This window comes from Bacteroides sp. MSB163 (genome assembly GCF_036416795.1).
GTDB lineage: Bacteria > Bacteroidota > Bacteroidia > Bacteroidales > Bacteroidaceae > Bacteroides > Bacteroides maternus.
In genome coordinates this window covers 1,723,709-1,747,847 of the sequence record NZ_CP143867.1, presented here as the reverse complement: position 1 = coordinate 1,747,847, position 24,139 = coordinate 1,723,709, and the positions used below count along the sequence as shown (strand labels likewise).

The following is a 24,139-nucleotide window of genomic DNA, read 5'->3' as shown; positions in this document are numbered from 1 at the left end:
ACAGGAAATAGTTTTTATGGAACGGGATCATATCCGGAACCTCCCCAGGGGTGGCAGCGCAAAATACGCCGGATTGCCAGATACAACCCTTTGAATGGTCCATATTTCTTTATCGCTTCAACGGCATATTGTGAACAGGTAGGAGTGAAACGACATGAAGGGGAAGTCAGAGGCGAAATACACTTCTGATAGAAATAGATGGGAAGCAACAGCAAGTATGAAAGCAGCTTTTTCATGACTGCCCCGCACTACCGGTTTTCTCAGCAGACGCAGCATTTTCTCCGGCTTTCTGAACGGCAACATCCGCCAATACCTTCTCCGTGATACGTGCCAGCGCAACCTTCATCCTTTCCTCTATCTCCACCGAATCGACTAACCGGTCGGAAAGATAAATGAAAGCCACAGCAAGTTGCCGTCCTTCATCCTGAAGCGTCTGCGATAATCCATGCTTATTTTTCCGGTACGCCTCACGTATCTGGCGTTTTACACGGTTACGCTTTACCGCACGTTTAAAACGACGCTTTGATACACTGACAAGTATGGAAACAGGCGCTTCCAACTCCTCTACCGGCAGATATACCACACGCAAAGGAAAGACGGAAAACGAACGTGCGCCGCCTGAAAACATCTTGTCGATGACTTTCTTCTTATCCAGTCTTTCGGACTTGTGCAGGGTATTAAGCATTCTTAGTTATGAGTTACAAGCTACGAGCTACAAGTAGTTCGCAGTAAATAAGTTACGAGCTACAAGTTTAAGCTGTAAATGGCATACTGCTTCCGCATGACACTTGTAGCCCGTAGCTTGTAGCTCGTAACTCTAAAATTATTTTCCTTTGTTATTCTCCTTGATGAACATATCCAGCGCAGCCGTCATAGAAGGCGCCTGTACACTGGGAGCTTCCAAGTCGAGGCGGAGTCCGGCATCACGTATGGCCTGCGCGGTAGTAGAGCCAAAGGTACCAATTTTAATATCGCCTTGTTGGAAGTTCGGGAAGTTCTTCTTCAAAGAAGTCACTCCAGCAGGGCTAAAGAACACCAACATATCATAATCAAACTCTTCTTCTGAAGTAAAATCATTACTTACAGTGCGATACATGACAGCTTCCGCGTTCTGTATCTTGTTTTTATCCAAGAGATTCTTAATCTCATCCGTATGTACATCCGACATCGGAACCAGATACTTTTCGGTCTTGTGCTTAACAATAGAAGGCAACAAGTCTTCAAACTTTCCGGTATTTCCAAAGAAGATCTTACGTTTGCGGTATTGCACATACTTTTGGATGTACAATGCAACAGCTTCTGTCACACAGAAATACTTCATAGTTTCCGGTATGGTTACACGCAATTCTGTACACAGGTGGAAGAAATGGTCAATAGCATGACGCGATGTGAAGATAACTGCTGTGTAATCCAGGATAGACACTTTCTGCTGTCTGAATTCTTTAGCAGATACACTTTCCACCTTAATAAACGGGCGAAAATCAATTTTCACACCGTACTTCTGGGCGATGTCGTAGTAAGGAGATTTCTCTGATGCCGGTTTCGGCTGCGACACAAGTACTTTCTTAATTTTCAACGTCCTAAAAATTTATTATCAAATAATCATTTAGTTGTAACACACCTCGATACATGATAAAACAAGGTATGATTTCAAGGGCACAAAAGTACAAAATTAAAAGCAAAATGCCATATAAATTGCCACAAAAAAGCTTTATCCACTTATATAACATCAATATTTTAGTAAAAAAGACCAAAAATAAACCGATTATCACAGTTGCCTGAAGACTTAAATCGAAGTAAACAAGGAACAAAGCAAACGGGAAAAAGGTAAATCCAAGGTAGTAAAGTAGAGTAGAATAGGACTCCATCCAAAGACCGGTACGACTCGCGTCAAAAAAAATCCAGCCCAGAAAAGAGTAAGTCACCCACTTCCAGAAAAGATAAAGCAAAGCCAGTGCGAGATATGCCCCGAGCAAAACGTAAGGAGAGACGTGTTCGCCCAACTCTGGCCTGACATCAACAAAATAGTTGAAAGTACAGACAGAAGCCAACACACAAGTCTGTAGAATCAGCAACAACATATAGCGCATATCCGTAGCGGTGGTAGCGGCAAAGATGCTGGTTCGTTCACGATTAAGGAGGAAGTCCTTCACCAACTGCACCAGGAACTTGCGACTACGGGACAATACATAGGCTGACATGAAAAAGCAGCACAACAGGAGCACTGTGATCCCATCGTCCAACTTAGGAGAATAAGGAATGGGCATCCCCTCAAACCCCGCTATCCATGTCAACAAGAGCCCGATCATATTGCCGCAAACTTACGTATAGAACTATCCCAGGCAGGTATGGTATGAATCAGTTCGACGGCTTCCTGCGGAGTGCTTGCTACGTGCCAGATTGCACCGTGCTGCTGCCTCATAAAGTTTTCGTCCATAGCACGCTGCAACATAGCCAGGAGGGGATCGAAAAAGCCGTTAGTGTTTAAGATGACAACAGGATTCAGGTAGAGGCCCAGTTGTTTCCAAGTGATAATTTCCAGTAATTCTTCCAAAGTGCCGCATCCACCGGGCAATGCGATGACAGCATCACTCAGATCCGCCATTTTTTGCTTGCGCTGGTGCATGTTTTCCACTTCTATCATCTCCGTAAGCCTCTTGTGTTGCCAGCCTTGTTCCACCATAAAGTGAGGAATGACACCGGTCACCTCTCCGCCTGCCGCCAGCACTGCGTCGGCCGTAGCACTCATCAGTCCGATGCCTCCCGCACCATTTATCAGACGGATGTGGCGCTGTCCCAACAAAGTGCCCAATTCACGGGCTGCTTCAAAATAAGCGGAATCAATCTTGGTGCTCGAAGCACAATATACGCATACGGAAGTTATCTTATTCATGGAAATTGCTCTACCTTATATTATTAATGCGCACAAAGGTATGGATTTTCAGCGATATCTTAAAAATATCACTAATTTTGTGAGCACAAAGCATTACTTTAAGAAGAAACCGGAATTCTCAGAGTTCCGAATAACAATCAACCCAATTTACCATCACCTATAAAAACGATAAATAATTATGATTAAACAAGATTACCTGATACGAATGATTCAAGAGATCATTTCTTTGATTGTGAACGCCCTGCTCAAGAAAAAGAAGTATCGCTGGAATGAATGGACCGAATATGACGGTCTGATCCGGCAGATATTAGGTTTCCCTACCGATGAGTTATTAGGCATGGATACACAAGAACTGATAGACCAGTATAAAGGCGATCTCAATGAAATGGGGAAAATAGAACTTGCCGCCATGACTATGCTGAAGATATCTGATGATATGGAAGCAGACGACTTGCTGCGGAAATCCAAGCTTCATCAGGATGGGCTTGAATTATTGAAGTATGTACAAAAAGAGAGTAATAGTTTCTCTATCCAGCGGGTACAACTGATTAATATGCTGGAGACATCGCAAGCGTAAGGCATAAAGTTAAGGTGACTTTGTTGTACTAAATCCCTTCCATATAAGGCAAAAGACGGGTTATAATCCCCTTCCTATTCAATATCAGGAAGGGGATTTTTCTTTCTATCCGGTGGATTAATCTTATCCTCCTAAAAAAATCCTCCCCGAAAACAAAATAGTAATCCAGCACAAAGTATTAGCAGAGTAATTTTACGCTCAACATCCACTGAATAGATAAATTCACTGAATCATTAATTTTATATCTAATTTATTCTAATGCTTATGAAAAATGTATTGAAACTTATTTTTTCTTCTTTGTTAGCGCTCCCATTCACAATGAATGCCCAGCAACAAGATTTTCCGGCAGGAACCACTCCCAATGAGCATAACATCAATGGGGCTGACTATCCCCGCATAGGCGAGGACAGACGTGTACATTTTAGAATACACGCTCCCAACGCCCAGAAAGTAGAAATCAGTTTCCGAGGTGAAATGACCAAAGAGGCGGACGGATATTGGTCGCTTATATCAAAAGAACCTGAAGTAGTAGGCTTCCACTACTATCAGGTTATAATAGACGGAGTAAGTGCCGCCGATCCCAATGGAAAACCATTCTTCGGTATGGGCAAATGGGTAAGCGGTATTGAAATCCCGGAGAAAGGTGTGGACTACTATTCCATCAAGAACGTACCTCACGGACTGATCAGCCAAAGCTGGTACTACTCTGATATCCGCAAAGAATGGCGCAGATGTATCGTCTATACTCCGGCGGAATATGACAAGAACCCTACCAAGAAGTATCCGGTGCTCTACCTGCAACATGGTATGGGAGAAAACGAAACGAGTTGGGCAAACCAGGGCAAGATGAATTTCATTATGGATAACCTGATTGCTGAAGGTAAAGCCAAACCAATGATCGTAGTCATGGACAATGGTAATATCGAGGTATTCAAGACCAATCCGGGTGAAACTCCTGAGGGGGCGAGAAAAAGATTCGGTGCAGAGTTTCCTGCTATCTTAGTGAATGAAATCATTCCTCATATCGACTCCAATTTCCGGACACTGACCGATAGGGACAACCGTGCCATGGCCGGACTTTCCTGGGGCGGACTTCTTACTTTCAATACCACCTTGAACAATCTGGATAAATTTGCCTATATCGGCGGATTCAGCGGAGCGGGCAGCATAGATCTGAAGCAACTCGATACCGTGTACGGCGGTGTATTCAAAAATCGTAAAGCATTCAACGATAAAGTACACGTCTTCTTCCTGGGCATCGGTTCGGAAGAACATCCTGAAAGAACCAAAAACCTCAGTGACGGTTTACAGGCCGCAGGGATCAATACGATCTATTATGAATCCCCAGGCACTGCCCACGAGTTCCTGACCTGGCGCAGATGTCTGAAAGAGTTTGCTCCCCTATTATTTAAAACGAAATAATGTATTACTAATAAAATAAACTATAACGATGAATATCTTCCATCGAAAATCATTGTTGGCAGCTTGTATCGCGGCTATGATGGGTTTACATGGCTATGCTCAAAAAAGTGAAGCGTCCCCCCGGTTGTCAGACTACTTTTCTCCGGTAACCACGAGTACGATGTCACCGGACAGTGAGGGCTTTATCCAGCGCTGGCTATTGCTGGAACCCATCGACAAGCCCAACCGTTCCAACACGGTCTTTACCGACAGTTACATTCGCAAAGCATTTGCAACCGAATATTTCCCCAATCAATTCACCGTCCTGCCCAAAAACGGAGATAAAGTGAAAGTAGGCAAACAAAAGCTAACCTGGCATGCGCTCGACAGCAAGCTGTTTAACGTGAAGCTCTTCCGTTTTGCCTCCGGTCTGAAGAAACAAGTGTACGGCGTGCTGTTCTGGGCAGTCACAGTCATAGAATGTCCCGAAGACATGGAGAACATCCGGATGTCAGTAGGTTCCAACTCCGCATCCATGTGGTGGCTGAACGGTGAGGAAGCCGTAATTCTTTCGGGCGACCGACGTATGGTCAAGGATGACTGTCTCTCACGCCGGCTGACTTTAAAGAAGGGCAAGAACATCATTCGCGGAGCCATCATCAACGGTCCCGGAATGAGTGATTTCTGTGTTCGCTTCCTCAATGAGAATGGAACACCCGTTAAAAACATTACTATCAGCTATAAATGATCATGAAAACAAAAGCTATACTTCTGGGCACGGCAGCCCTGATGTTTATATTGACATCTGAAAAAGCAATTGCACAAATCGGCACTCCATACATCCACGACCCGTCCACTATCATGGAATGCGATGGTAAATATTATACTTTCGGCACAGGTGGAGGCGGATTGATATCTGAAGACGGCTGGACATGGAACGGCGGTGGAGTAAGACCCGGCGGAGGCGCCGCGCCCGATGCCGTGAAAATTGGCGACCGTTACCTGATTGCTTACAGTGCCACAGGAGGAGGGCTCGGTGGAGGACACAGCGGTAAAGTATTAACCATGTGGAATAAAACCTTAGACCCCAATTCCCCGGATTTTAAATATACGGAGCCCATAGAAGTGGCCTCCTCAGTGAATGATGAAGATTGCGATGCCATTGATGCCGGACTTCTGCTCGACCCGACAGACGGACGCTTGTGGTTGTCTTACGGCACGTATTTCGGCTTTATCAGGCTTGTAGAACTCGACCCTACAACCGGTAAACGGATGGAGGGCAATAAAGAAATCGACATCGCCATTGACTGTGAAGCAACCGATCTGATCTATCGTGATGGCTGGTATTATCTTCTGGGAACACACGGCACTTGCTGCGATGGCCCGAACTCCACCTACAATATTGTTGTCGGCCGCTCGCGTAAAGTGACAGGGCCGTATGTCGATAATATGGGAAGAAAAATGCTGGAAGGCGGTGGCAAAATGGTGATTGCCGCAGGCAACCGCCAAACCGGTCCGGGACACTTCGGGCTTTTCAAAGTGGCCGATGGAGTGGAGAAGATGTCATGCCACTTTGAGGCCGATTTCGACCGAGGTGGTCGCAGTGTGCTAGGCATACGCCCGCTTTTATGGAAGAACGGTTGGCCCGTTGCCGGTGAAGTCTTCAAAGAGGGAACGTATGAAATTGAATCCGAGCGTAGAGGGTATGCCCTTGAACTTGCCGTCGATTTTGTACGTATGGAATATACCAGACACCGCTTTTGGGAAAAAGATGACACGCCCGTCGTACCTTTGAAATCGCAGACGTTGGAAGATGTGATCGGCACTTGGCCACAAGGAAAAATCAACGTAAGAATCGGCGATTATATGTTCCGTCCTCATCAGAAGTGGACCATTACTGCCGTGCCCGATGGGGGCGGATACCTGGGTGGCCCTTATTACAAGATTGTGATTGAAGGAACCAATCGTGCACTGGCTGCTACAGCAGATGCGGAAGTCGTGACTGTTCCTGAATTTACAGGAGCCCCCGAACAATTGTGGCGAATCGACCAGTTGACAGACGGCACCTATCGGATCATGCCCAAAGAAGTGCCGGGAACTAACAAAGAACTGGTCCTGGTATCCGTAGGCGACAGCACTCCCTCTCTCGGCAAATTCGATATGAACAGCGACAATTCCAAGTGGAACTTCCGCAATCATTAGGAACAAGTGCTATTATTCTAAAGTACTATTACCGGGTAATTCCACTCAAAAATAACGAATCGGCTCAGATAACCAGTTTGAATTAATAATGCGACTCAGCAGTTGTCTTGCCGATTCAGAGTTAAAAAATGAATTGCCTTTCTGTTATATTAATCTTAAATAATTGAAAACTATGAAATGTATGTATGATGATGGCTAGAGAACTATTGTAGCGGTAGCTAATGATGAATGAAAAACGCAATTATTAATTCTTAAACTAATTATGATGAAAAATGTAGTCCAGAAAATTCAGAAGATTCCTTTTCTGTTTATGCTTGTGCTTGTGTTTTTTACGTGCATATCAGCATCAGCACAAATCCAAGTTAAAGGTACTGTTGTCTCAGCCAATGATTCTGAGCCGATGATTGGTGTAGCCATCCTTGAAGCAGGAACTAGCAACGGTCGTATTACCGATCTCAATGGAAATTATTCTATTCAGGTAAGTAACAGTAATGCTACCCTTACCGTTTCTTTTATAGGCTATAAAACGCAGACTGTTAAAGTCAATGGCCGTAGCGTAATCAACTTTCGTTTGGAAGAAGATACACAAGTGCTTGATGAAGTTGTGGTTGTAGGGTATGGCGTTCAGCGCAAGAGTGACCTGACAGGTGCTGTAGCCTCTGTAAACTCTAAAGACCTTAAAGGCCTGGCAACAACCGATGCTGCCGCTGCCCTTCAAGGTAAAGCCGCAGGTATTCAAATATTGAATTCATCAGGCGCTCCGGGTAACGGTGCTGAGATCCGTGTACGCGGTTATTCCTCCAATTCCGGAAATATTGGTCCTCTCTTGATTGTAGATGGTTTGAAGGTTTCAAGTATCCAGTATCTTGATCCGAGCTTGATCGAGTCTATGGAAGTATTGAAAGACGCCGCATCCGCAGCAATCTATGGTTCTGAAGCAGGTAACGGTGTAGTACTTATCACGACCAAGAATGGAGGAGGAAAAGGTACCGGCAAGATTACATATAATATACGTTATACTATGAACCAACTTGGACATGTTCCGCAATTGCTGAATGCAGAAGAATTCAAGGACTGGATGAGCATGCAAGGACATAACGTCGAAGCTGCCATATCGGATGCTGTTCGTGACTATAACTGGAATCAAAATACAGATACAAACTGGTTGGACGAATTTATGGGAACTTCTTGGAGCAAACAGCACTCTCTTTCATTTCAGGGTAGCAACGACAAAGGGCAATATTTCGCAAACCTCACATACGTTAATCAAGACGGTATCGTAAAAGGTAAGAACGACTACTACGAACGTTTGACCGTCCAGCTTAATGCTGATTATAAAATAAAACCTTGGTTACAGGTAGGTACCAATACTTCCATAGAGAAATGGCGTAGAGGCAGCGTATCGGAATATGGTTATGGCTCTGCTTTTGAAATGCTTCTTGTAATGGATCCTCTTACGCCTACACACTGGACAGATCGCAGCCAATATCTTGCTGCTACAGGTTCTGTTTATGACGCAGTTCAGAATGGAACTTCTGATACAAACTATCGTTTCTACGGTGATGAGAAGGGTATGTATGCTACTTCATACTTCAATACGGAACTTGCCGGTGGTACTCCATTTGCGCAGCGCGATAAGAATGCCAATAATAAAAATGAAGGCATCAATGTACATAGTACATTCTTTGCAAACCTGACTCCTTTCAAGGGTTTTACATTTACTTCCCGTTTCGGTGCCCGCATTGTCCAGGGCAATACTTACAGCTATGCGGAACCTTACTATATTACCGGGCGTGTAAGTGATACCAGGTACTCTCTCAATCAGACTACGAGCACTGGTCTGTACTATCAGTGGGAAAACTTTGCCAACTACATGACTTCAATCGGCAAGCACAACATCTCGGCAATGGCAGGTATGTCATACATCCAAAACGAAGACAAAAAAACGACAGCCGGTGCGTCAGGTGAAGAATTGCTTTCTTCATACGCACCAAATTTCCGTTACTTGGATTGTGTACTTGTATCAGATAAAGTTTCCCGTACATTCAGCGGAACACCGGGTAAGTCTTCAAGTATTTCATACTTCGGCCGTTTAGGATATACTTATGACGACCGCTATAGTCTGCAAGGCAATTTCCGTGCTGACGCATTCGACACTTCAAAACTTCCGGCAGATAAACGTTGGGGTTACTTCCCGTCAGTATCAGCAGGTTGGACAATCAGCAACGAAAAATTCTTCAAGAATTTAGTCCCTGATAACATTGTTTCATTTGCCAAGCTGCGTGCATCTTGGGGACGTAACGGTAATATCAACGTACTTAGCGGCTATAAATATTCTTCTTCTATTGCAACCGGTGGCCAGTGGTATCAATACGGTAACAGTTCGACTGTCACAAACGGTTCTATGCCAAGCGGTTTGGCTAATCCTAATCTTACTTGGGAAACATCCGATCAGTTGGACTTCGGTCTTGACTTACGTTTATTCAACGATGCTTTGACAATCAGCATGGACTACTACAAGAAAACTACCAAGGACCTTCTTGTAGACGCCCCGTGTTTGCCTGAGACAGGTGTATCTTCGCAGATGATTAATGCAGGTGAGGTACAAAACAAAGGTTTTGAATTTGAAGCAACTTATAAAGGCAACATAGGTAAACTGAATTACTCAGTATCAGGTAACTTTGCAACATTGAAGAATGAAGTGACTTACCTTGATGACCGTATCACACGTATCTCGGGTGGAAGCATATCAGGTGCAAACAGTACTATATACACCAACTTCGAGCAAGGTATGCCGGTATGGTATATGCGTGGTTACAAATATATAGGTAAGAACTCAGAAGGACAGGCTCTTTATCTCGACAAAGAAGGCAATGAGACGTTAACTCCGGGTGACGAAGATCAATTCAATATCGGTAAAGGTATTCCTGATCTTACCTACGGTATTACAATCAATCTTGAGTACAAGGGTTTCGATTTCTCAGCATTTGGAACAGGTACAGTAGGAAACGATGTCTACTATGGTATGTATCGTACAGGTTACAACAATATCTCCAAGCATTTCTATGATGAAGCCAAGAAAGGTAATATGCCTAATCTCAACACAATTGCAGGTGATAAGATTTACTGGTCATCTTCTGCTCTTGTGTTTGACGGATCATACTTTAAGATCAAGCAATTGCAGTTAGGATACACATTACCGAAGTCCATCACGAAAAAAGTATTTATTGAGAACCTTCGCGCTTACGTGTCACTTGACGACTTCTTCACATTTACATCTTATCCGGGTCTTGATCCTGAAATTGCTTCAAGAAATGGTAATAATGTAGGTCTTGATGCGGGTGCATATCCTACAATGCGCAAGGTGACATTTGGTCTTAATGTAACATTCTAATAACTATTAATACTGACAAAAATGAAAAAATATATATATTCGTTTACGGTATGTGCCGCACTGTTCTGCGCATCTTGCGATGAAACTCGTTTGGACATTGAACAGAAGGCTGTTAGCTCTACTGAAACTTTCTATAAAACCGATCAAGATGCTATTGATGCCATGACTGCCGCTTATGCGCAATTCCTTGATAATGTATGTTCGTCTGTCGGAATCTATCAGCCGCAGTTCACTTTGCTCAATTATTCGGCAGATGATGTTTTCTCTGCGGGTACAGATCATACTGACCATATGGATATGCGTATATTCGATGAGTTCCGCTATGATACAGGTAGCGCAGGGGTAAAAGAGCTATATCAACGTTACTATAAGGCTATTTATGCATGTAATCTTGTGATAACATATGTAGACCCGGCTGCAAGTACGGTTATGGCTCGTTGTGTTGCGGAAGCTCGCGTTTTACGTGCTTATTGCCACATGATGGCGGCCCTTACATTCCAGTGCCCTCCAAAAGTCGATAAATTGCTTGGTGCTGATGACAAACCTACAAATGTAGAAAGCCAAAAATCTTTGCTTGAATGGTGTGCTTCGGAGTGTGAAGAAGTTGTAGATGCTCTTGATGCTCGCAAAGGTCAAGATGATGTAGAAGGGGCATATAAAGTTACAAAAGGTTTTGCATATTTCGTAGCGGGCAAATCTGCCGTATTCGCCGGTGATATGGCTCGTGCAGTGAAAAATCTTAAACCGTTGGTTGAATCTCCCAACTATGCACTTGTTCCGGGAAATCGTTTCCGTGACCTATTCCATGTAGAGGGTAACGGTTGCGAAGAAAAGATCTTTGAGGCTAACCGTTTTGGTAACGCAGATAAAGGTTTTTGGAGTAATATCTTCCGTGGAGGTTGGATGGTCAACAACGTATTGAACTGGCGTTATGACCGTTTAGGTTCTCGTGCATCTATTTGCGGTGCTAATGATGGTTGGGGCGGTGGTGCCATCAACTGGAAGTTCGCTGAAAAAATGTATGAAAATGATGGTGACGGTCCACGTCGCAAAGCTACATTCCTTACTCCAGACGAGTTCTTATACGACTCTGAACTCTGTGGTTGGGAAACGGATTTCGATGCTAACGGAAATGAAATGTCTCTTGCTGATAAGAAAAAAGACCCCAAACGCGGTATCAAAAGTACAGATGGTCTGTTTTCACATGGTATATATATGGAAGTCAAGAATATAGAATCTCCTAACGATCGTAATATGGCTATTAGCGATGTTCATAATTCTGCATCATTCCGTATCGCCAGATTGGGAGAAGCATATCTGCTTTATGCAGAGGCTTGTCTTGAAACTGGTAATATACCTGAAGGCAAAAAATACCTGAATGCCATTCAGAAACGTGCAGAAGCTCCTGAAACAGAACTCACAATTCAGACTCTCCGTGATGAAAAGCAGTACGAACTTTGGTTTGAGACTTGCCGTTTCCACGATATCGTTCGTTGGGGCATTGCTAAGGAATGTCAGGATGCAGTGGTAGACCAGGTTCCACAACTGTATGACGATTTCTTCATTGAAGGTACACCATACTTTGGAAAAGAGCATCATCTGCGTGCTGTGTTGACTCATCCTTTATCAGTAATTCAAAATTTACCTGCAAACTCTTATGGCTTTGTAAAGGGTAAACATGAATACTTCCCATTTCCAAAAGATGTTATAGACTTAAACAAAGAACTTCATCAACTTAACGGATGGGCAACAAAATAATATCGGCAAGCCAACTGCTGATTCACATTAATAATTAAGTAAACCGACTACGAAAATGAATAGTATGAAAATAATCAGCAACCTATACAATGCTACCTTCGATGATTCCAAAATCAGGGAGCGAGAATGAGTATGTAATAGGTCTGGCAGCAAGAAAAATCCTCCTCAAAAACAGTTTTGTACTCCTACTTGAGGGGGATTACTTTTACTTTTGCAACTTTACATTAATATTCGAATAGTTTTCTTGAAAAGTATAAAAAGACGAACCATGAAAAGAAAGAAATTATCAAGAGTAATTATCAGGACGGGAAGCGCAATAATATTCTGTTCCATTATCACAGGAACGATGTGGGCGCAGGGAATACCATCGGTTACCAATATTCCAAATGCCCAATATCCCATGGTGAACCCCGACCGGACTGTGACCTTCAAGGTAAAAGCTCCCGATGCAAAGAGCGTGCAAATCGTTCTCGACCGTCCCTACGAAATGCAAAAAGGACAGGACGGAACATGGGAACTCACATCTTCTCCGCAAGTGCCCGGTTTCCACTACTACTCGGTACAAATAGGGGACCTGCAGGTTACTGACGCCTCAACCTATTCCTACTTCGGGATGAGCCGCCAGGCAAGCGCCTTCGAAGTGCCCGAGGAAAAAGTAGACTTCTACTTACCGCAGAAAGGTGTACCGCAAGGGGCACTCCGTTCCCGCAATTTCTACTCGAAAGTATGTGATGAATGGCGCAGAATGTATGTATACACCCCTGCCGAATATGAGAAAAATCCGGATAAGCGTTACCCCGTCCTGTATTTGCAGCATGGAGGTGGTGAAGATGAAAGAGGTTGGCCCAATCAGGGATGTATCGGCGCCATCCTCGACAACCTGATAGCCAGTGGAAAAGCCGAACCGATGATCGTAGTGATGAACTGCGGATATGCCGTATATGCGGGAAACAAATATCCCGAACAACAACCGAATACCCGCTCATCAGTAGAAGCATTCGTTGCCTTTGAAGACATGATGGTGAAAGACGTAATTCCACTTGTCGACTCGACTTACCGTACATTGACGGACAAAAAGAACCGTGCCATGGCAGGCTTGTCATGGGGAGGCAAGCAAACCCTGGAGACCACTTTGCACCACCGGGATTTATTCTCTTACATCGGATCATTCAGCGGAGCATTACCCATAGACAAGAATACGGATATAGATGCACTGTACGGAGGCGCTTTCAAAGATCCCGCCGCATTCAATAAAGATTTCAAGTTCATCTGGCTGGGAATCGGTGAAGAAGAAGGTCCCAACGCCGAACTGCTGCATGCAGCACTGAGTAAGAAAGGAATCAACAGCCTATTCTACCAGTCACCCGGCACAGCCCACGAATGGCTCACCTGGCGACGCTGCCTCTATCAATTTACACCTCTTATCTTTAAATAATCAGACTATGAAACTGAAATCCATCTTATATACAACTCTGATCGCTTCCCTGATTGCCGGATGTGCACAGAAACCCAAAGAAAAAGAAGCAACTGCACCGGTATCGGCATCTACCAATATCCTCGGTATCAGTTATCCGGTGGTAAATCCGGATTTATCAGTAACCGTCAGGGTAAATGCCCCCGATGCAGACTCAGTAAAACTGGACTTAATGAAAAAATATCCCATGACCAAAAACGCAGACGGTATTTGGGAAGTAACCTCCGAACCACAAGTACCCGGTTTCCACTATTATTTTCTGGAGATAGACGGGTGTTCCGTAGCCGATCCTTCCAGTGAATTGTTCTACGGATGCGGCCGGATGTCAAGCGGCATTGAAATTCCGGAGGAAGGAGTAGATTACTATTTGCCTCAGCACGTTCCACACGGTGAAGTCCGCACACAGATGTACTACTCCGACATCACGCAAGCATGGAGAAAGTGCCTCGTATATACTCCGGCAGGTTATGACGAGAACAACACTCAGAGGTATCCCGTACTATATCTTCAACATGGTAGCGGAGAAGACGAAACCGGATGGTCGAACCAGGGAAAGGCGGACAACATTCTGGATAACCTGATTGCCAGCCAAAAAGCCGTTCCCATGCTGGTAGTCATGGACAGAGGATATGCTACAGATCCCAAAGAAAAAGGAACGGGGCCAAAAGGCAGATTCAACTTCAATACTTTTGAATGGGTGGTTGTCAATGAACTGGTACCCATGATTGATAAAAACTACCGTACTTTGCCCGACAGGGAACATCGTGCCATAGCCGGCTTGTCAATGGGAGGTTTCCAGGCTGTAAGCATCGGGCTGGCCCATTTAGATAAATTTGCCCATATCGGCGGATTCAGCGGTGGAGGAAGGATGAACAGCAATGAACTGAATACAGCCTACAACGGCGTTTTTGCTGATGCAGAGGCTTTCAATCAAAAAGTGAAAACACTGTATATCAGCTTGGGAACTGAAGAAGCCGCACGCTTTAAAAATGTAACGGAGTTCCATGATGCACTGACTAAAGCAAACATCAACCATACCTATTACGAATCTCTCGGTACAGCCCACGAATGGCTCACCTGGCGGCGTTCATTGCATCAATTTGCAGGCTTAATATTCAAATGATGCTTCAAATAATACAGATGTAGTTTTAATAATACTTGCAACTATGAAGATACTGTTTCATTTCACAATAACTCTGTTCGTTCTTAGTCTGGTTGCCTGTAACCAGATTAAGAGCCCGGAACCGGTAAAGCAATATGCATTTATCGGCGGCAAGGAAGGAGATAAGATAGACACCACTTGCTTTGACTCTTTGCAGCTAAGCGATCCTTTTATCCTGGCCGATGAAGAAACACAAATGTATTATCTGGTTGGAAGTGGCGGTAGTTTATGGAAAAGCACGAATCTAAAGATGTGGACAGGCCCCTATCAATACATTACTGTAGATACAACCTCCTGGATTGGGACCGCTCCAAGAATATGGGCCCCGGAGCTCCATAAATATAAAGGCAAATACTATTGTTTTGTCACCTTTACCAATCCCAAGATCATAGTAGACACTGTACCTAACAGATACAATGTACAACGCCGTGCTACCCATATCCTTACATCCGACAAAGTAGCAGGCCCCTACCACCCCATCAGCGACAAGAACTACCTGCCGGAAGGCTGGTCTACACTCGACGGTAGTTTCTGGGAAGAAGACGGAGTGCCCTATATGGTATTTTGTCACGAATGGATGCAAACCGTAAACGGTATAATCAACTACATCCAACTTGCTCCGGATCTATCAGAATCAATGGGAACCTCTACCACCCTTTTCAGAGCATCCGATGCTCCATGGCCAAGAGAAATGAAATCGATAGGTGAGCTCACTTTCGGTATGGCGCTAGAAGGCTACGTGGCAGACGGCCCATTCCTATTCCGGACGGGTACGGGACGTTTAGGTATGCTATGGTCCAGTTGGAACAACAACCGTTGTGCGCAGGGAGTAGCTTACTCCAAGTCGGATAAACTTGCCGGTCCCTGGGTTCAGTGCAATACTCCTCTGATATCCAATAACTCAGGGCACGGTATGTTGTTCCGTACATTCGACGGAAAGTTGCTGATGTGTCTGCATCACCAAAGCCTCGACTCCGAGAACCCGGGGCCACGAAAACCAACATTGTTCGAGGTCGATATTTCGGGAGACGAAATTAAAATACTGGAGAAATATCATCCTTAGATAAAAACATAATTTTATACCATGAAAATAACATCATTATGAAAAAGGTATTAGTAACCTGTGGTTTGTTATTCTCCCTATCGGGGTGGGGACAAACATTGCCGTATCAGAATCCTGAACTAAGTCCGGCAGAAAGAGCGAAGGATTTAGTGAAACGCTTGACTTTAGAAGAGAAAGCTCTCTTGATGTGTGATGATTCGGAAGCCATTCCACGCCTGGGAATAAAGAAATTCAATTGGTGGAGTGAAGCCCTTCACGGGGTAGCCAATCAAGGAAATGTAACCGTCTTCCCCGAACCTGTAGGAATGGCCGCTTCATTCAATGACAAACTGGTATTCGAAATCTTCAATGCAGTCTCCGATGAAATGCGTGCCAAACACAACGAGCGCGTACGCAATGGATTGGAAGACGTCCGTTTCCACAGTCTCTCCGTCTGGACTCCCAATGTAAACATCTTCCGTGATCCCCGCTGGGGACGTGGTCAGGAAACCTACGGGGAAGATCCTTACCTGACTTCTCAAATGGGCATTGCAGTAGTAAAAGGATTGCAGGGACCTGAAAATGAGAAGTACCGCAAACTACTTGCATGCGCCAAGCATTACGCCGTACACAGTGGTCCGGAATGGAGCCGTCATACAGCCAATCTGAACAACGTCAGTCCCCGCGACCTGTGGGAAACCTACCTGCCTGCGTTCAAGGCATTGGTACAGAAAGCCGATGTACGCGAAGTGATGTGTGCCTACCAGCGTCTGGACGATGATCCTTGTTGTGGAAACACCCGTCTGCTTCAACAAATACTCCGTGATGAATGGGGATTCAAATATCTCGTAGTCTCCGATTGTGGAGCCATCGCCGACTTCTGGACTTCCCACAAAAGTTCCTCCGATGCCGTGCATGCAGCCGTTAAAGGAACCATGGCAGGTACAGATGTGGAATGTGGATACGGATATGCCTATCAGAAACTGCCGGAAGCCGTATCCAGAGGATTGATAACGGAAGAAGAAGTGGACAAACATGTGCTCCGCCTGATGGAAGGACGCTTTGAACTCGGAGAAATGGATGACCCGTCATTAGTGAACTGGACAAAAATACCGATGTCGGTAGTCAACTGTAAGGCACACAAAGATTTGTCACTGAATATGTCACGCCAGACAATGACACTCTTACAGAACAAGAACAATGTATTGCCTTTAAGTAAATCCATCCGCAAGATTGCGGTTATCGGTCCTAATGCCGATGACAAACCTATGCTGTGGGGCAACTACAACGGAACTCCGAATCAGACCATTACCATCCTGGACGGCTTCAAAAGTAAACTGAAAAAGAATCAGATCGTCTACATGAAAGGCTGTGATCTGGTGAACGACCAAACATTGGAGTCCTATCTTGACCAATGCAGCATAGATGGAAAGCCCGGCATAAAAGCTACATTCTGGAACAATCCGGAACGCCAGGGAGAGCCTGTCTCTTCACTCCGTACCACCCAGCCTATCAACGTGACTACATACGGATTACATACTTTCGGCCCGGGAGTGAACCTTGAAAAGTTCTCAGCCAAATACGAAACCGTATTAACCCCGAAAGAATCAGGCGAAATTCTCCTCAATCTCGAAGGTTGCAGTTACTTTGAATTATTGGTAAACGGCAAGTCAATGACTAAACGTCGCACTTGGAGAACCACCGATACCCGCACCATGCTACAAGTGGAAAAAGGGAAAGAGTATAAGATAGAAATACTCTATGCACAAGTAGAAAACTGGGCTGCAAACCTGAAGTTCAACCTCGGCAAAGAATTCCCTATCAATTACAATGAAAGCATTTCAAAACTTAAAGGCGTAGATGTAGTGGTCTTCGTAGGTGGCATTTCGCCACAGCTGGAAGGGGAAGAAATGCCTGTGAATATTCCCGGCTTCAAAGGAGGCGACCGTACGGATATAGAATTACCCGCTGTACAGCGGAACTTCCTAAAAGCCCTGAAAGATGCCGGAAAACAAGTAGTATTTGTCAATTGTTCCGGATCGTCTATGGCATTACTGCCCGAAACGGAAAGTTGCGACGCCATTCTCCAGGCATGGTATGGAGGAGAACTGGGTGGATATGCTGTAGCCGACGTGTTGTTCGGTGATTATAACCCCTCCGGCAAGCTGCCCGTCACTTTCTACAAAAGTACGAAACAACTTCCCGACTATGAGGATTACTCCATGAAAGGACGTACATACCGGTATATGTCCGACCCTCTGTTCCCATTTGGATTCGGATTAAGTTACACGGATTTCGCCATAGGTACAGCCAGTTGCAGCAAAACCCGACTCCGTACAGATGAGTCGCTGACCTTGACTGTACCGGTCTCCAATACGGGCAAACGGTCCGGAACTGAAGTCGTACAAGTATACATACACAAAACCGATGACGCTGACGGACCATTAAAGTCCCTGAAAGCCTATGCACGTGTAGAACTCGCAGCAGGAGCCAAACAGGATGTCAAGATAGAGTTGCCATCCGAATCATTCGAATGTTTTGATCCTTCTACAAATACCATGCGTGTAGCACCGGGTGAGTACGAGTTATTCTATGGAACAAGTTCCGCAGCCCGGGACCTGCAATCCGTCAAAGTCACTTTACTATAAAAATAATTTTTTCATGCAAGCATGAAAGTTCTGCATTCGATTTGCATTATCTTTGTGTCCGGATGAAGAAATAGAAAGCCCGTGCACATAAAAAACAATTAACTTATGAAAAACAAAAGACTATTTTTATTATCCGCATTTCTGGTAATAATAGGTACATTAAAAGCCCAGAACCCCATTATAACAGATCAGTTCACCGCTGATCCTACCGCCAAAGTTTTTGAAGGCAAGATGTACGTCTATCCTTCACATGACATTCCAAGCCCCATTGAGCGGTTGAAAGAATGGTTCTGTATGGCAGATTACCATGTATTTTCGTCAGACAATCTGGTAGACTGGACAGACCACGGAGTGATCCTAAGCCAGGAAAATGTACCTTGGGTAGCTCCTGACTCCTATTCCATGTGGGCTCCCGAATGTGTTTACAAGAATGGGAAATATTATTTCTACTTCCCATCTACCCCTAAAGGTGAAGGTAAACGCGGTTTCAGCATCGGAGTTGCCATAGCCGACAAGCCTTACGGCCCTTTCACCCCGCAAGCCACTCCCATTGAGGGAGTCAACGGCATCGACCCTTGTGTGCTCATCGATAAAGACGGACAAGCCTACATCTATTGGTCAGGTCGCGGAATGTCAGTAGCAAAGTTGAAGGACAACATGCTTGAACTCGCTTCAGAGCCTATGCAGATTCAAGGATTGCCCGAAGGCTTCAAAGAAGGACCTTTCGCCTTTGAACGCAACGGGAAATACTACTTCACATTCCCTTGGGTAAAAGAGAAAACAGAAACATTGGCCTATGCCATGGGAGACAGCCCTATGGGACCTTTTGAATTCAAAGGCATCATCATGGACGAGTCACCGACCGGGTGTTGGACAAATCACCATTCATTGGTGGAATACAAAGACCAATGGTATCTGTTCTATCACCACAATGATTACTCTCCCGAATTCGATAAAAACAGATCAGCGCGGATCGACTCCTTATTCTTCAACCCGGACGGCACTATCCGAAAAGTAATCCCTACTTTGCGCGGAGTGGGTATAACAGACGCCCGGAAAGAAATTCAGCTGGATCGCTACAGCCGGTTAAGCAATCAGGGAGCAGCCATCGATTATCTGAACCCAACCAACAAATTCGAAGGTTGGAAAACTTTATTGAGCAAAAACGGCGCATGGGTGCAGTACAACCGGGTGAACTTCGGAGACAGTGCCCCCCGAAAAGTGAATGCGAGAGTAACCTCGGATAACGGAGGAATACTACAAATACGTATAAACGGAACAAACGGCCCGGTTATCTCGGAAATAAAAGTCCCCAAAACCGATCAATGGACGAATATTGAATCTTCGGTTCATTCCGCTCCGACCGGCATTCACGATTTATATGTGTCCCTGAAAGGAAACGGTAAAGTGGATATCGACTGGATCAGTTTCCGATAACTAAATCTCCAGGCCGGATATGAAGTATACGAAGACAATAGCGCTAATCACAACCCTGCTCTGCTTCCTGCAAGGGCAGGGTCTAGTGCTTGCTCAGCAGAATCCAAACCAATACAATTACCTTTATCTTACTATCCGGAACGGATTATGCGACAACTCCATCCGAGCCATACACAAAGATCATAACTCATTCATGTGGTTCGGAACCTCCAACGGGCTCGACCGTTACGATGGTTACGAACTGAAACACTACTCCACAGCTCCCAGACAACCGTATCTGTTTATTGAAAGCAATTACATCAATGACATTAGCGAAGACGGCAACAACTATTTGTGGGTAGCTTCCGAAGCCGGTATCATGAGCATTGATCTCACTCACGAAAATCTCAACTTCTATAAGGAATACTCCGGCAAGAACAATAATGTACTTTACTCTCCCGTTCAAGCCCTGCTTGTCGACGATTTCAATAATCTCTGGGTGGGTAAAAGTGACGGACTGGCCTACATCATTCTGGACGAAGAAAGGCAGATAAAAGATATCCGGATATTGAAAAAAGACGTGGATATCAGAACCATTGTAAAACATGGAAGTGATATCTGGGCGGGAGGCGATAAGTGTTTATTGCATTTTACTCCTTCGGGTAAACAGGATTACAGCAACATACCCGTAGTTGCAAACCTGGATACTTCACAGTTAATCTTTAACCGCCTGTTTTCGTATGGCGACTATCTGTGGATCGGTACCCAAAGCGGCTTATACTGCTATAACACCCAGAACCAATTCTGTATACTTTACCAGCATAACCCCAATAATCCTCACAGCATTTCCTCCAACTTCATCACAGATATCGATAAGAACTCATCAGGCGACATCATTATCGGAACCAGAAACGGAGTGAACATATATCAGCGAAATGACCAATTCGTTACTTTCAGCAAAGGTATACAAGCCCGGTCACTGAATGATAATATCGTTAATCGGATATTTGTTGATAAGAATGATAATATCTGGGCAGGAACCGACTTCGGTGGGATTAATATCATGGCTCCGCAACGTATAACTTTCAACTATTCACTGCAAGGGTATGAAAAAGGAGTGCCCAACATTATCAGTACAGTACTTGAAGACAAAGAAGGAAATATCCTGGCAGGAATTGTAGATGGCGGACTTGCCATTAAGAGGAAAGACACCGACTCCTTTTCGTTCTTCAAACACAATCCGGGAGATCCTCGCTCACTGGCTCACAACAATATCTCGGACATCATTCAGGATTTACATGGCAATTACTGGATATCAACAATAGGCGGAGGGCTGGATAAACTGGATAAAAACAATCTGTCACACCCCGTATTCGAACATTACAACAGCTCGAATTCCTCCCTGACCTCCGATGACATCTATGACATAGCTCTGGACTCTGCCAGAAATGCATTGTGGATATGTAACGGCAACCATATCAATACACTCGATTTCTCTACGGGAGCTATCAACCGGCTAAAGTTTTACACACAATCCAAAGAGCCCGTTCATAACATGAATACAATCTTCATCGACTCACAGTCAAGATTATGGATTGGCGGAAACGGCGTATACGTCATCGACCTGGAGAATTCCAGGAATACCTACGAATGTATATACTATCAGCACAAACTGGATGATCCCGAAAGCAAAATCAATGAAAAGATCACTTGTATATTCGAAACTAAAAAGGGAGAGATTTATCTGGGTAGCCTCGGAAATGGCATCTACTTGCTGGAAGACAACAGCAACAGCGAAAAATATACATTCAAGAACTATGCCGTGCGCTGCGGTCTTTCGGATACCAGCATCTCAAACATTCTGGACGATGAGAACGGGAACTTGTGGATCAGTACCTTAAAAGGCATTTACTTCTTCGATATCAATACAAAACGGGCCTTCAAGTTCGATGAAGGAGACGGATTGCTGGTGCCCCAGTTCTATAAAAGATCCGGTTGCAGGACCATCAATCACAATATGTTACTGGGAACTATCGATGGTTTCGTAACATTCAGCCCGCTGGTAAACCTGCCCAAGCAAAAGCAGCGGACAATAACCCTCACCAGTGTTGTCTGTAACGGCAGCCAGTTGATACCTTATCTGAACAGCGACAATCTGCCTGTAAGTATCTCAACAACCAAGGAACTGCATTTATATCCACCACAGAATTCCTTTGAAATCACATTCAGCTGCCTGGACTATATCGAACCGGAAAAGGTGTTCTACTTCCATCGCATTCATGAACTGGAAGAACACTGGAACACTGGATTGGTAAAAAGAAACGCCAAATACACCAACCTGTCGCCAGGAAAGTATATGCTGGAAATACGATGCACCAACCACGACAACACCTGGTCTACTGAGGCCACCTGTCTCAGCATTATCGTACATCCCCCATTCTATAAAACAGGATGGTTCTACTCACTTATCGCTATATTGATAGTGTCCATTCTGCTTTATATCATCTATTGGTATAATGCAAGGCAACAGCATATCCAGAAACTTCTGAAAGAAAAGATAGAGATCATGTCCGAACAGATGGAGGCTATCAACAAAGAGAAGCTATCCTATTTCACCAACCTCGCACACGAGTTTAAGACACCCCTGACCCTGATACAAGGACCGGCAAGCCAGCTTGTCAGGCAAACTACCGATCCCAAAGAAAAAGAGGACTTACAGATTATCAACCGGAATGCCCAATACCTGCTTTCACTGGTCAACCAACTGATTGACTTACGCAAGATCGATACCCAGAACTTAACGCTCAATTACTCTCAATTCAACTTCAGCAAGTTCCTGAACACAACAATAACCGACTTTTCCAACCTGATGAAAGAACGAAACATCAGCTTTGAAAAGATATACCGCCTGAAGAGTGACCATATCTATTCTGATAAGGAAAACCTGCATAAGATACTGTTCAATCTATTATCCAACGCCATCAAGCATACTCCCGATAAAGGAAAAATCACATTGCATGCCAACCAATTCATCGACAAGTCGAACAAACTCATGCAGTTTATCTCCGTCACCAACAGTGGCAGCATAATAGCTCCTGACGAAATAGACAAAATATTCAACCGTTTCTACCGGATACCCGAACAGAACAAATATACAAACTACGGACAGAGCAGTACGGGCATCGGACTTCACATCGTAAAAGAGCTTATCAACCTATTAGGCGGAACGATTAAAGTCAAGAGTTCGGAAAAAGAAGGTGTATCTTTCAGATTATATTTCCCCATTACGCTGGCGGACGCAGCGGAGAATGAAATTCATGAGGAATATAAAGAGCCCGTACCCGTTGAAGACAAAATCGAGCCGTTCATTCCTATAGACAGGAGCAAGCCGACTTTGTTATTGGTAGAAGACAATCCCGATATGCGTCATTATATCAAGAATATGCTAAAAGAAAAATACAATATCGCTGAAGCAAACAACGGTGAGCAAGGCTATAAGACAGCCCAGAATATCGTGCCCGATTTCATTGTATCCGATCTAATGATGCCCGTATGCGATGGTTCCGATTTCTGCAAAAGACTGCGCGAGGACAAACTTTTAAGTCACATTCCTTTCCTGCTTCTCACGGCAAATTCAAGTGAGACTGCCCGGATAGAAAGCTATGAAAACGGAGTAGACGGATATATCACCAAGCCTTTCGAACAATCCGTATTATTAGCCCACATAGACTCCATCTTGAAGAACAGGGATTTGCGTCAGAAGAAATTCGTAGAACAAGACTTAAATCCTATTCTGCTGGAAGTGGGACAATCCGACCAGCAGTTCATGAACGAAGTTATGAATATTCTGGAAAAGAACTATGCTGATCCTCAATTCGGTGTAAAGGATCTGACAGAAAGACTGAACATCAGTTATACAGTGATTTATAAGAAATTCGTATCACTCACCGGACTTCCGCCGGTACGTTTCATCCAATTATACAGGCTACAGATTGCCAAGAAAATATTAGAGAATAGCACCAATAACGTCATTGTATCAGAAATAGCCTACCGGGTGGGATTTAATGATCCCAAGTACTTCACCCGTTGCTTTGTGAAACAATATAAGCAAACGCCCAGTTCATTCTTCAAGTAGCACGACCTTAGGATCAGATCTGCTTACACACATTGCA

General features: G+C 44.4%; 17 protein-coding genes. 12 read left to right on the top strand and 5 right to left on the bottom strand.

Features of this window, described 5'->3' with window-relative positions; translation table 11 throughout:
- Positions 1–14: 14 nt before the first annotated feature.
- The 5 genes from yidD to VYM24_RS05995 form a co-directional block, all read right to left on the bottom strand.
- On the bottom strand, positions 15–236 hold the full coding sequence (yidD, locus tag VYM24_RS06015) for a membrane protein insertion efficiency factor YidD (protein ID WP_044262940.1): 222 nt from the start codon (positions 234–236) through the stop codon (positions 15–17).
- Positions 233–685, bottom strand: a complete 453-nt coding sequence (gene rnpA, locus VYM24_RS06010; RefSeq protein ID WP_044262938.1) for a ribonuclease P protein component — start codon at positions 683–685, stop codon at positions 233–235. Before rnpA ends, yidD begins: the two co-directional genes overlap by 4 nt.
- 138 nt (positions 686–823) lie before the next feature.
- The gene (locus tag VYM24_RS06005; protein ID WP_044262936.1) at positions 824–1,576 is read right to left on the bottom strand and encodes a uroporphyrinogen-III synthase; all 753 of its coding nucleotides are present in this window, start codon (positions 1,574–1,576) and stop codon (positions 824–826) included.
- Between the two features lie 4 nt (positions 1,577–1,580).
- Positions 1,581–2,309, bottom strand: a complete 729-nt coding sequence (locus tag VYM24_RS06000; protein WP_044262934.1) for a DUF4271 domain-containing protein — start codon at positions 2,307–2,309, stop codon at positions 1,581–1,583.
- The gene (locus tag VYM24_RS05995; protein ID WP_291553429.1) at positions 2,306–2,893 is read right to left on the bottom strand and encodes an LOG family protein; all 588 of its coding nucleotides are present in this window, start codon (positions 2,891–2,893) and stop codon (positions 2,306–2,308) included. Before VYM24_RS05995 ends, VYM24_RS06000 begins: the two co-directional genes overlap by 4 nt.
- 178 nt (positions 2,894–3,071) lie before the next feature.
- On the opposite strand from VYM24_RS05995, the gene VYM24_RS05990 reads away from it, so the two are divergent.
- The 12 genes from VYM24_RS05990 to VYM24_RS05935 all read left to right on the top strand — a co-directional run bounded on the left by VYM24_RS05990 (position 3,072) and on the right by VYM24_RS05935 (position 24,102).
- Positions 3,072–3,470 (top strand): hypothetical protein, encoded by a 399-nt coding sequence (locus VYM24_RS05990; RefSeq protein WP_330941743.1) that lies wholly within the window; start codon positions 3,072–3,074, stop codon positions 3,468–3,470.
- A 264-nt stretch (positions 3,471–3,734) separates the two neighbouring features.
- Positions 3,735–4,892 carry an alpha/beta hydrolase-fold protein gene (locus VYM24_RS05985; RefSeq protein ID WP_291549970.1) on the top strand — a complete coding sequence of 386 codons (1,158 nt, stop codon included), beginning with the start codon at positions 3,735–3,737 and terminating at the stop codon, positions 4,890–4,892.
- A gap of 28 nt (positions 4,893–4,920) precedes the next feature.
- The gene (locus tag VYM24_RS05980) at positions 4,921–5,619 is read left to right on the top strand and encodes an acetylxylan esterase (RefSeq protein WP_330941742.1); all 699 of its coding nucleotides are present in this window, start codon (positions 4,921–4,923) and stop codon (positions 5,617–5,619) included.
- 2 nt (positions 5,620–5,621) lie between these two features.
- Positions 5,622–7,073: a family 43 glycosylhydrolase gene (locus VYM24_RS05975; RefSeq protein ID WP_291549967.1), complete on the top strand. Its 1,452-nt coding sequence runs from the start codon at positions 5,622–5,624 to the stop codon at positions 7,071–7,073.
- A gap of 262 nt (positions 7,074–7,335) precedes the next feature.
- The gene (locus VYM24_RS05970) at positions 7,336–10,467 is read left to right on the top strand and encodes a SusC/RagA family TonB-linked outer membrane protein (protein WP_330941741.1); all 3,132 of its coding nucleotides are present in this window, start codon (positions 7,336–7,338) and stop codon (positions 10,465–10,467) included.
- Between the two features lie 21 nt (positions 10,468–10,488).
- On the top strand, positions 10,489–12,225 hold the full coding sequence (locus tag VYM24_RS05965; RefSeq protein ID WP_330941740.1) for a RagB/SusD family nutrient uptake outer membrane protein: 1,737 nt from the start codon (positions 10,489–10,491) through the stop codon (positions 12,223–12,225).
- A 268-nt stretch (positions 12,226–12,493) separates the two neighbouring features.
- Positions 12,494–13,660 (top strand): alpha/beta hydrolase-fold protein, encoded by a 1,167-nt coding sequence (locus VYM24_RS05960; RefSeq protein WP_330941739.1) that lies wholly within the window; start codon positions 12,494–12,496, stop codon positions 13,658–13,660.
- 7 nt (positions 13,661–13,667) lie between these two features.
- Positions 13,668–14,822, top strand: coding sequence for an alpha/beta hydrolase-fold protein (locus tag VYM24_RS05955; protein ID WP_330941738.1), 1,155 nt, complete (start codon positions 13,668–13,670; stop codon positions 14,820–14,822).
- 43 nt (positions 14,823–14,865) lie between these two features.
- On the top strand, positions 14,866–15,924 hold the full coding sequence (locus VYM24_RS05950) for a glycoside hydrolase family 43 protein (RefSeq protein WP_330941737.1): 1,059 nt from the start codon (positions 14,866–14,868) through the stop codon (positions 15,922–15,924).
- A gap of 38 nt (positions 15,925–15,962) precedes the next feature.
- On the top strand, positions 15,963–18,551 hold the full coding sequence (gene xyl3A, locus VYM24_RS05945; protein ID WP_299094389.1) for a xylan 1,4-beta-xylosidase: 2,589 nt from the start codon (positions 15,963–15,965) through the stop codon (positions 18,549–18,551).
- Positions 18,552–18,656: 105 nt separating this feature from the next.
- On the top strand, positions 18,657–19,988 hold the full coding sequence (locus VYM24_RS05940) for a family 43 glycosylhydrolase (RefSeq protein ID WP_330941736.1): 1,332 nt from the start codon (positions 18,657–18,659) through the stop codon (positions 19,986–19,988).
- Between the two features lie 19 nt (positions 19,989–20,007).
- Positions 20,008–24,102 (top strand): hybrid sensor histidine kinase/response regulator transcription factor, encoded by a 4,095-nt coding sequence (locus tag VYM24_RS05935; protein WP_330941735.1) that lies wholly within the window; start codon positions 20,008–20,010, stop codon positions 24,100–24,102.
- The last annotated feature ends 37 nt before the right edge of the window (positions 24,103–24,139 follow it).

What these genes read in the sequence shown, in the direction of transcription:
- VYM24_RS05985 (WP_291549970.1), top strand. Translation starts at nt 3,735, where the DNA reads ATGAAAAATGTATTGAAACTTATTTTTTCTTCTTTGTTAGCGCTCCCA.
- xyl3A (WP_299094389.1), top strand. Translation starts at nt 15,963, where the DNA reads ATGAAAAAGGTATTAGTAACCTGTGGTTTGTTATTCTCCCTATCGGGG.
- VYM24_RS05965 (WP_330941740.1), top strand. Translation starts at nt 10,489, where the DNA reads ATGAAAAAATATATATATTCGTTTACGGTATGTGCCGCACTGTTCTGC.
- VYM24_RS05950 (WP_330941737.1), top strand. Translation starts at nt 14,866, where the DNA reads ATGAAGATACTGTTTCATTTCACAATAACTCTGTTCGTTCTTAGTCTG.
- VYM24_RS05955 (WP_330941738.1), top strand. Translation starts at nt 13,668, where the DNA reads ATGAAACTGAAATCCATCTTATATACAACTCTGATCGCTTCCCTGATT.
- yidD (WP_044262940.1), bottom strand. Translation starts at nt 236, where the DNA reads ATGAAAAAGCTGCTTTCATACTTGCTGTTGCTTCCCATCTATTTCTAT.
- rnpA (WP_044262938.1), bottom strand. Translation starts at nt 685, where the DNA reads ATGCTTAATACCCTGCACAAGTCCGAAAGACTGGATAAGAAGAAAGTC.
- VYM24_RS05980 (WP_330941742.1), top strand. Translation starts at nt 4,921, where the DNA reads ATGAATATCTTCCATCGAAAATCATTGTTGGCAGCTTGTATCGCGGCT.
- VYM24_RS05975 (WP_291549967.1), top strand. Translation starts at nt 5,622, where the DNA reads ATGAAAACAAAAGCTATACTTCTGGGCACGGCAGCCCTGATGTTTATA.
- VYM24_RS05995 (WP_291553429.1), bottom strand. Translation starts at nt 2,893, where the DNA reads ATGAATAAGATAACTTCCGTATGCGTATATTGTGCTTCGAGCACCAAG.
- VYM24_RS06000 (WP_044262934.1), bottom strand. Translation starts at nt 2,309, where the DNA reads ATGATCGGGCTCTTGTTGACATGGATAGCGGGGTTTGAGGGGATGCCC.
- VYM24_RS05935 (WP_330941735.1), top strand. Translation starts at nt 20,008, where the DNA reads ATGAAGTATACGAAGACAATAGCGCTAATCACAACCCTGCTCTGCTTC.
- VYM24_RS05970 (WP_330941741.1), top strand. Translation starts at nt 7,336, where the DNA reads ATGATGAAAAATGTAGTCCAGAAAATTCAGAAGATTCCTTTTCTGTTT.
- VYM24_RS05990 (WP_330941743.1), top strand. Translation starts at nt 3,072, where the DNA reads ATGATTAAACAAGATTACCTGATACGAATGATTCAAGAGATCATTTCT.
- VYM24_RS05960 (WP_330941739.1), top strand. Translation starts at nt 12,494, where the DNA reads ATGAAAAGAAAGAAATTATCAAGAGTAATTATCAGGACGGGAAGCGCA.
- VYM24_RS05940 (WP_330941736.1), top strand. Translation starts at nt 18,657, where the DNA reads ATGAAAAACAAAAGACTATTTTTATTATCCGCATTTCTGGTAATAATA.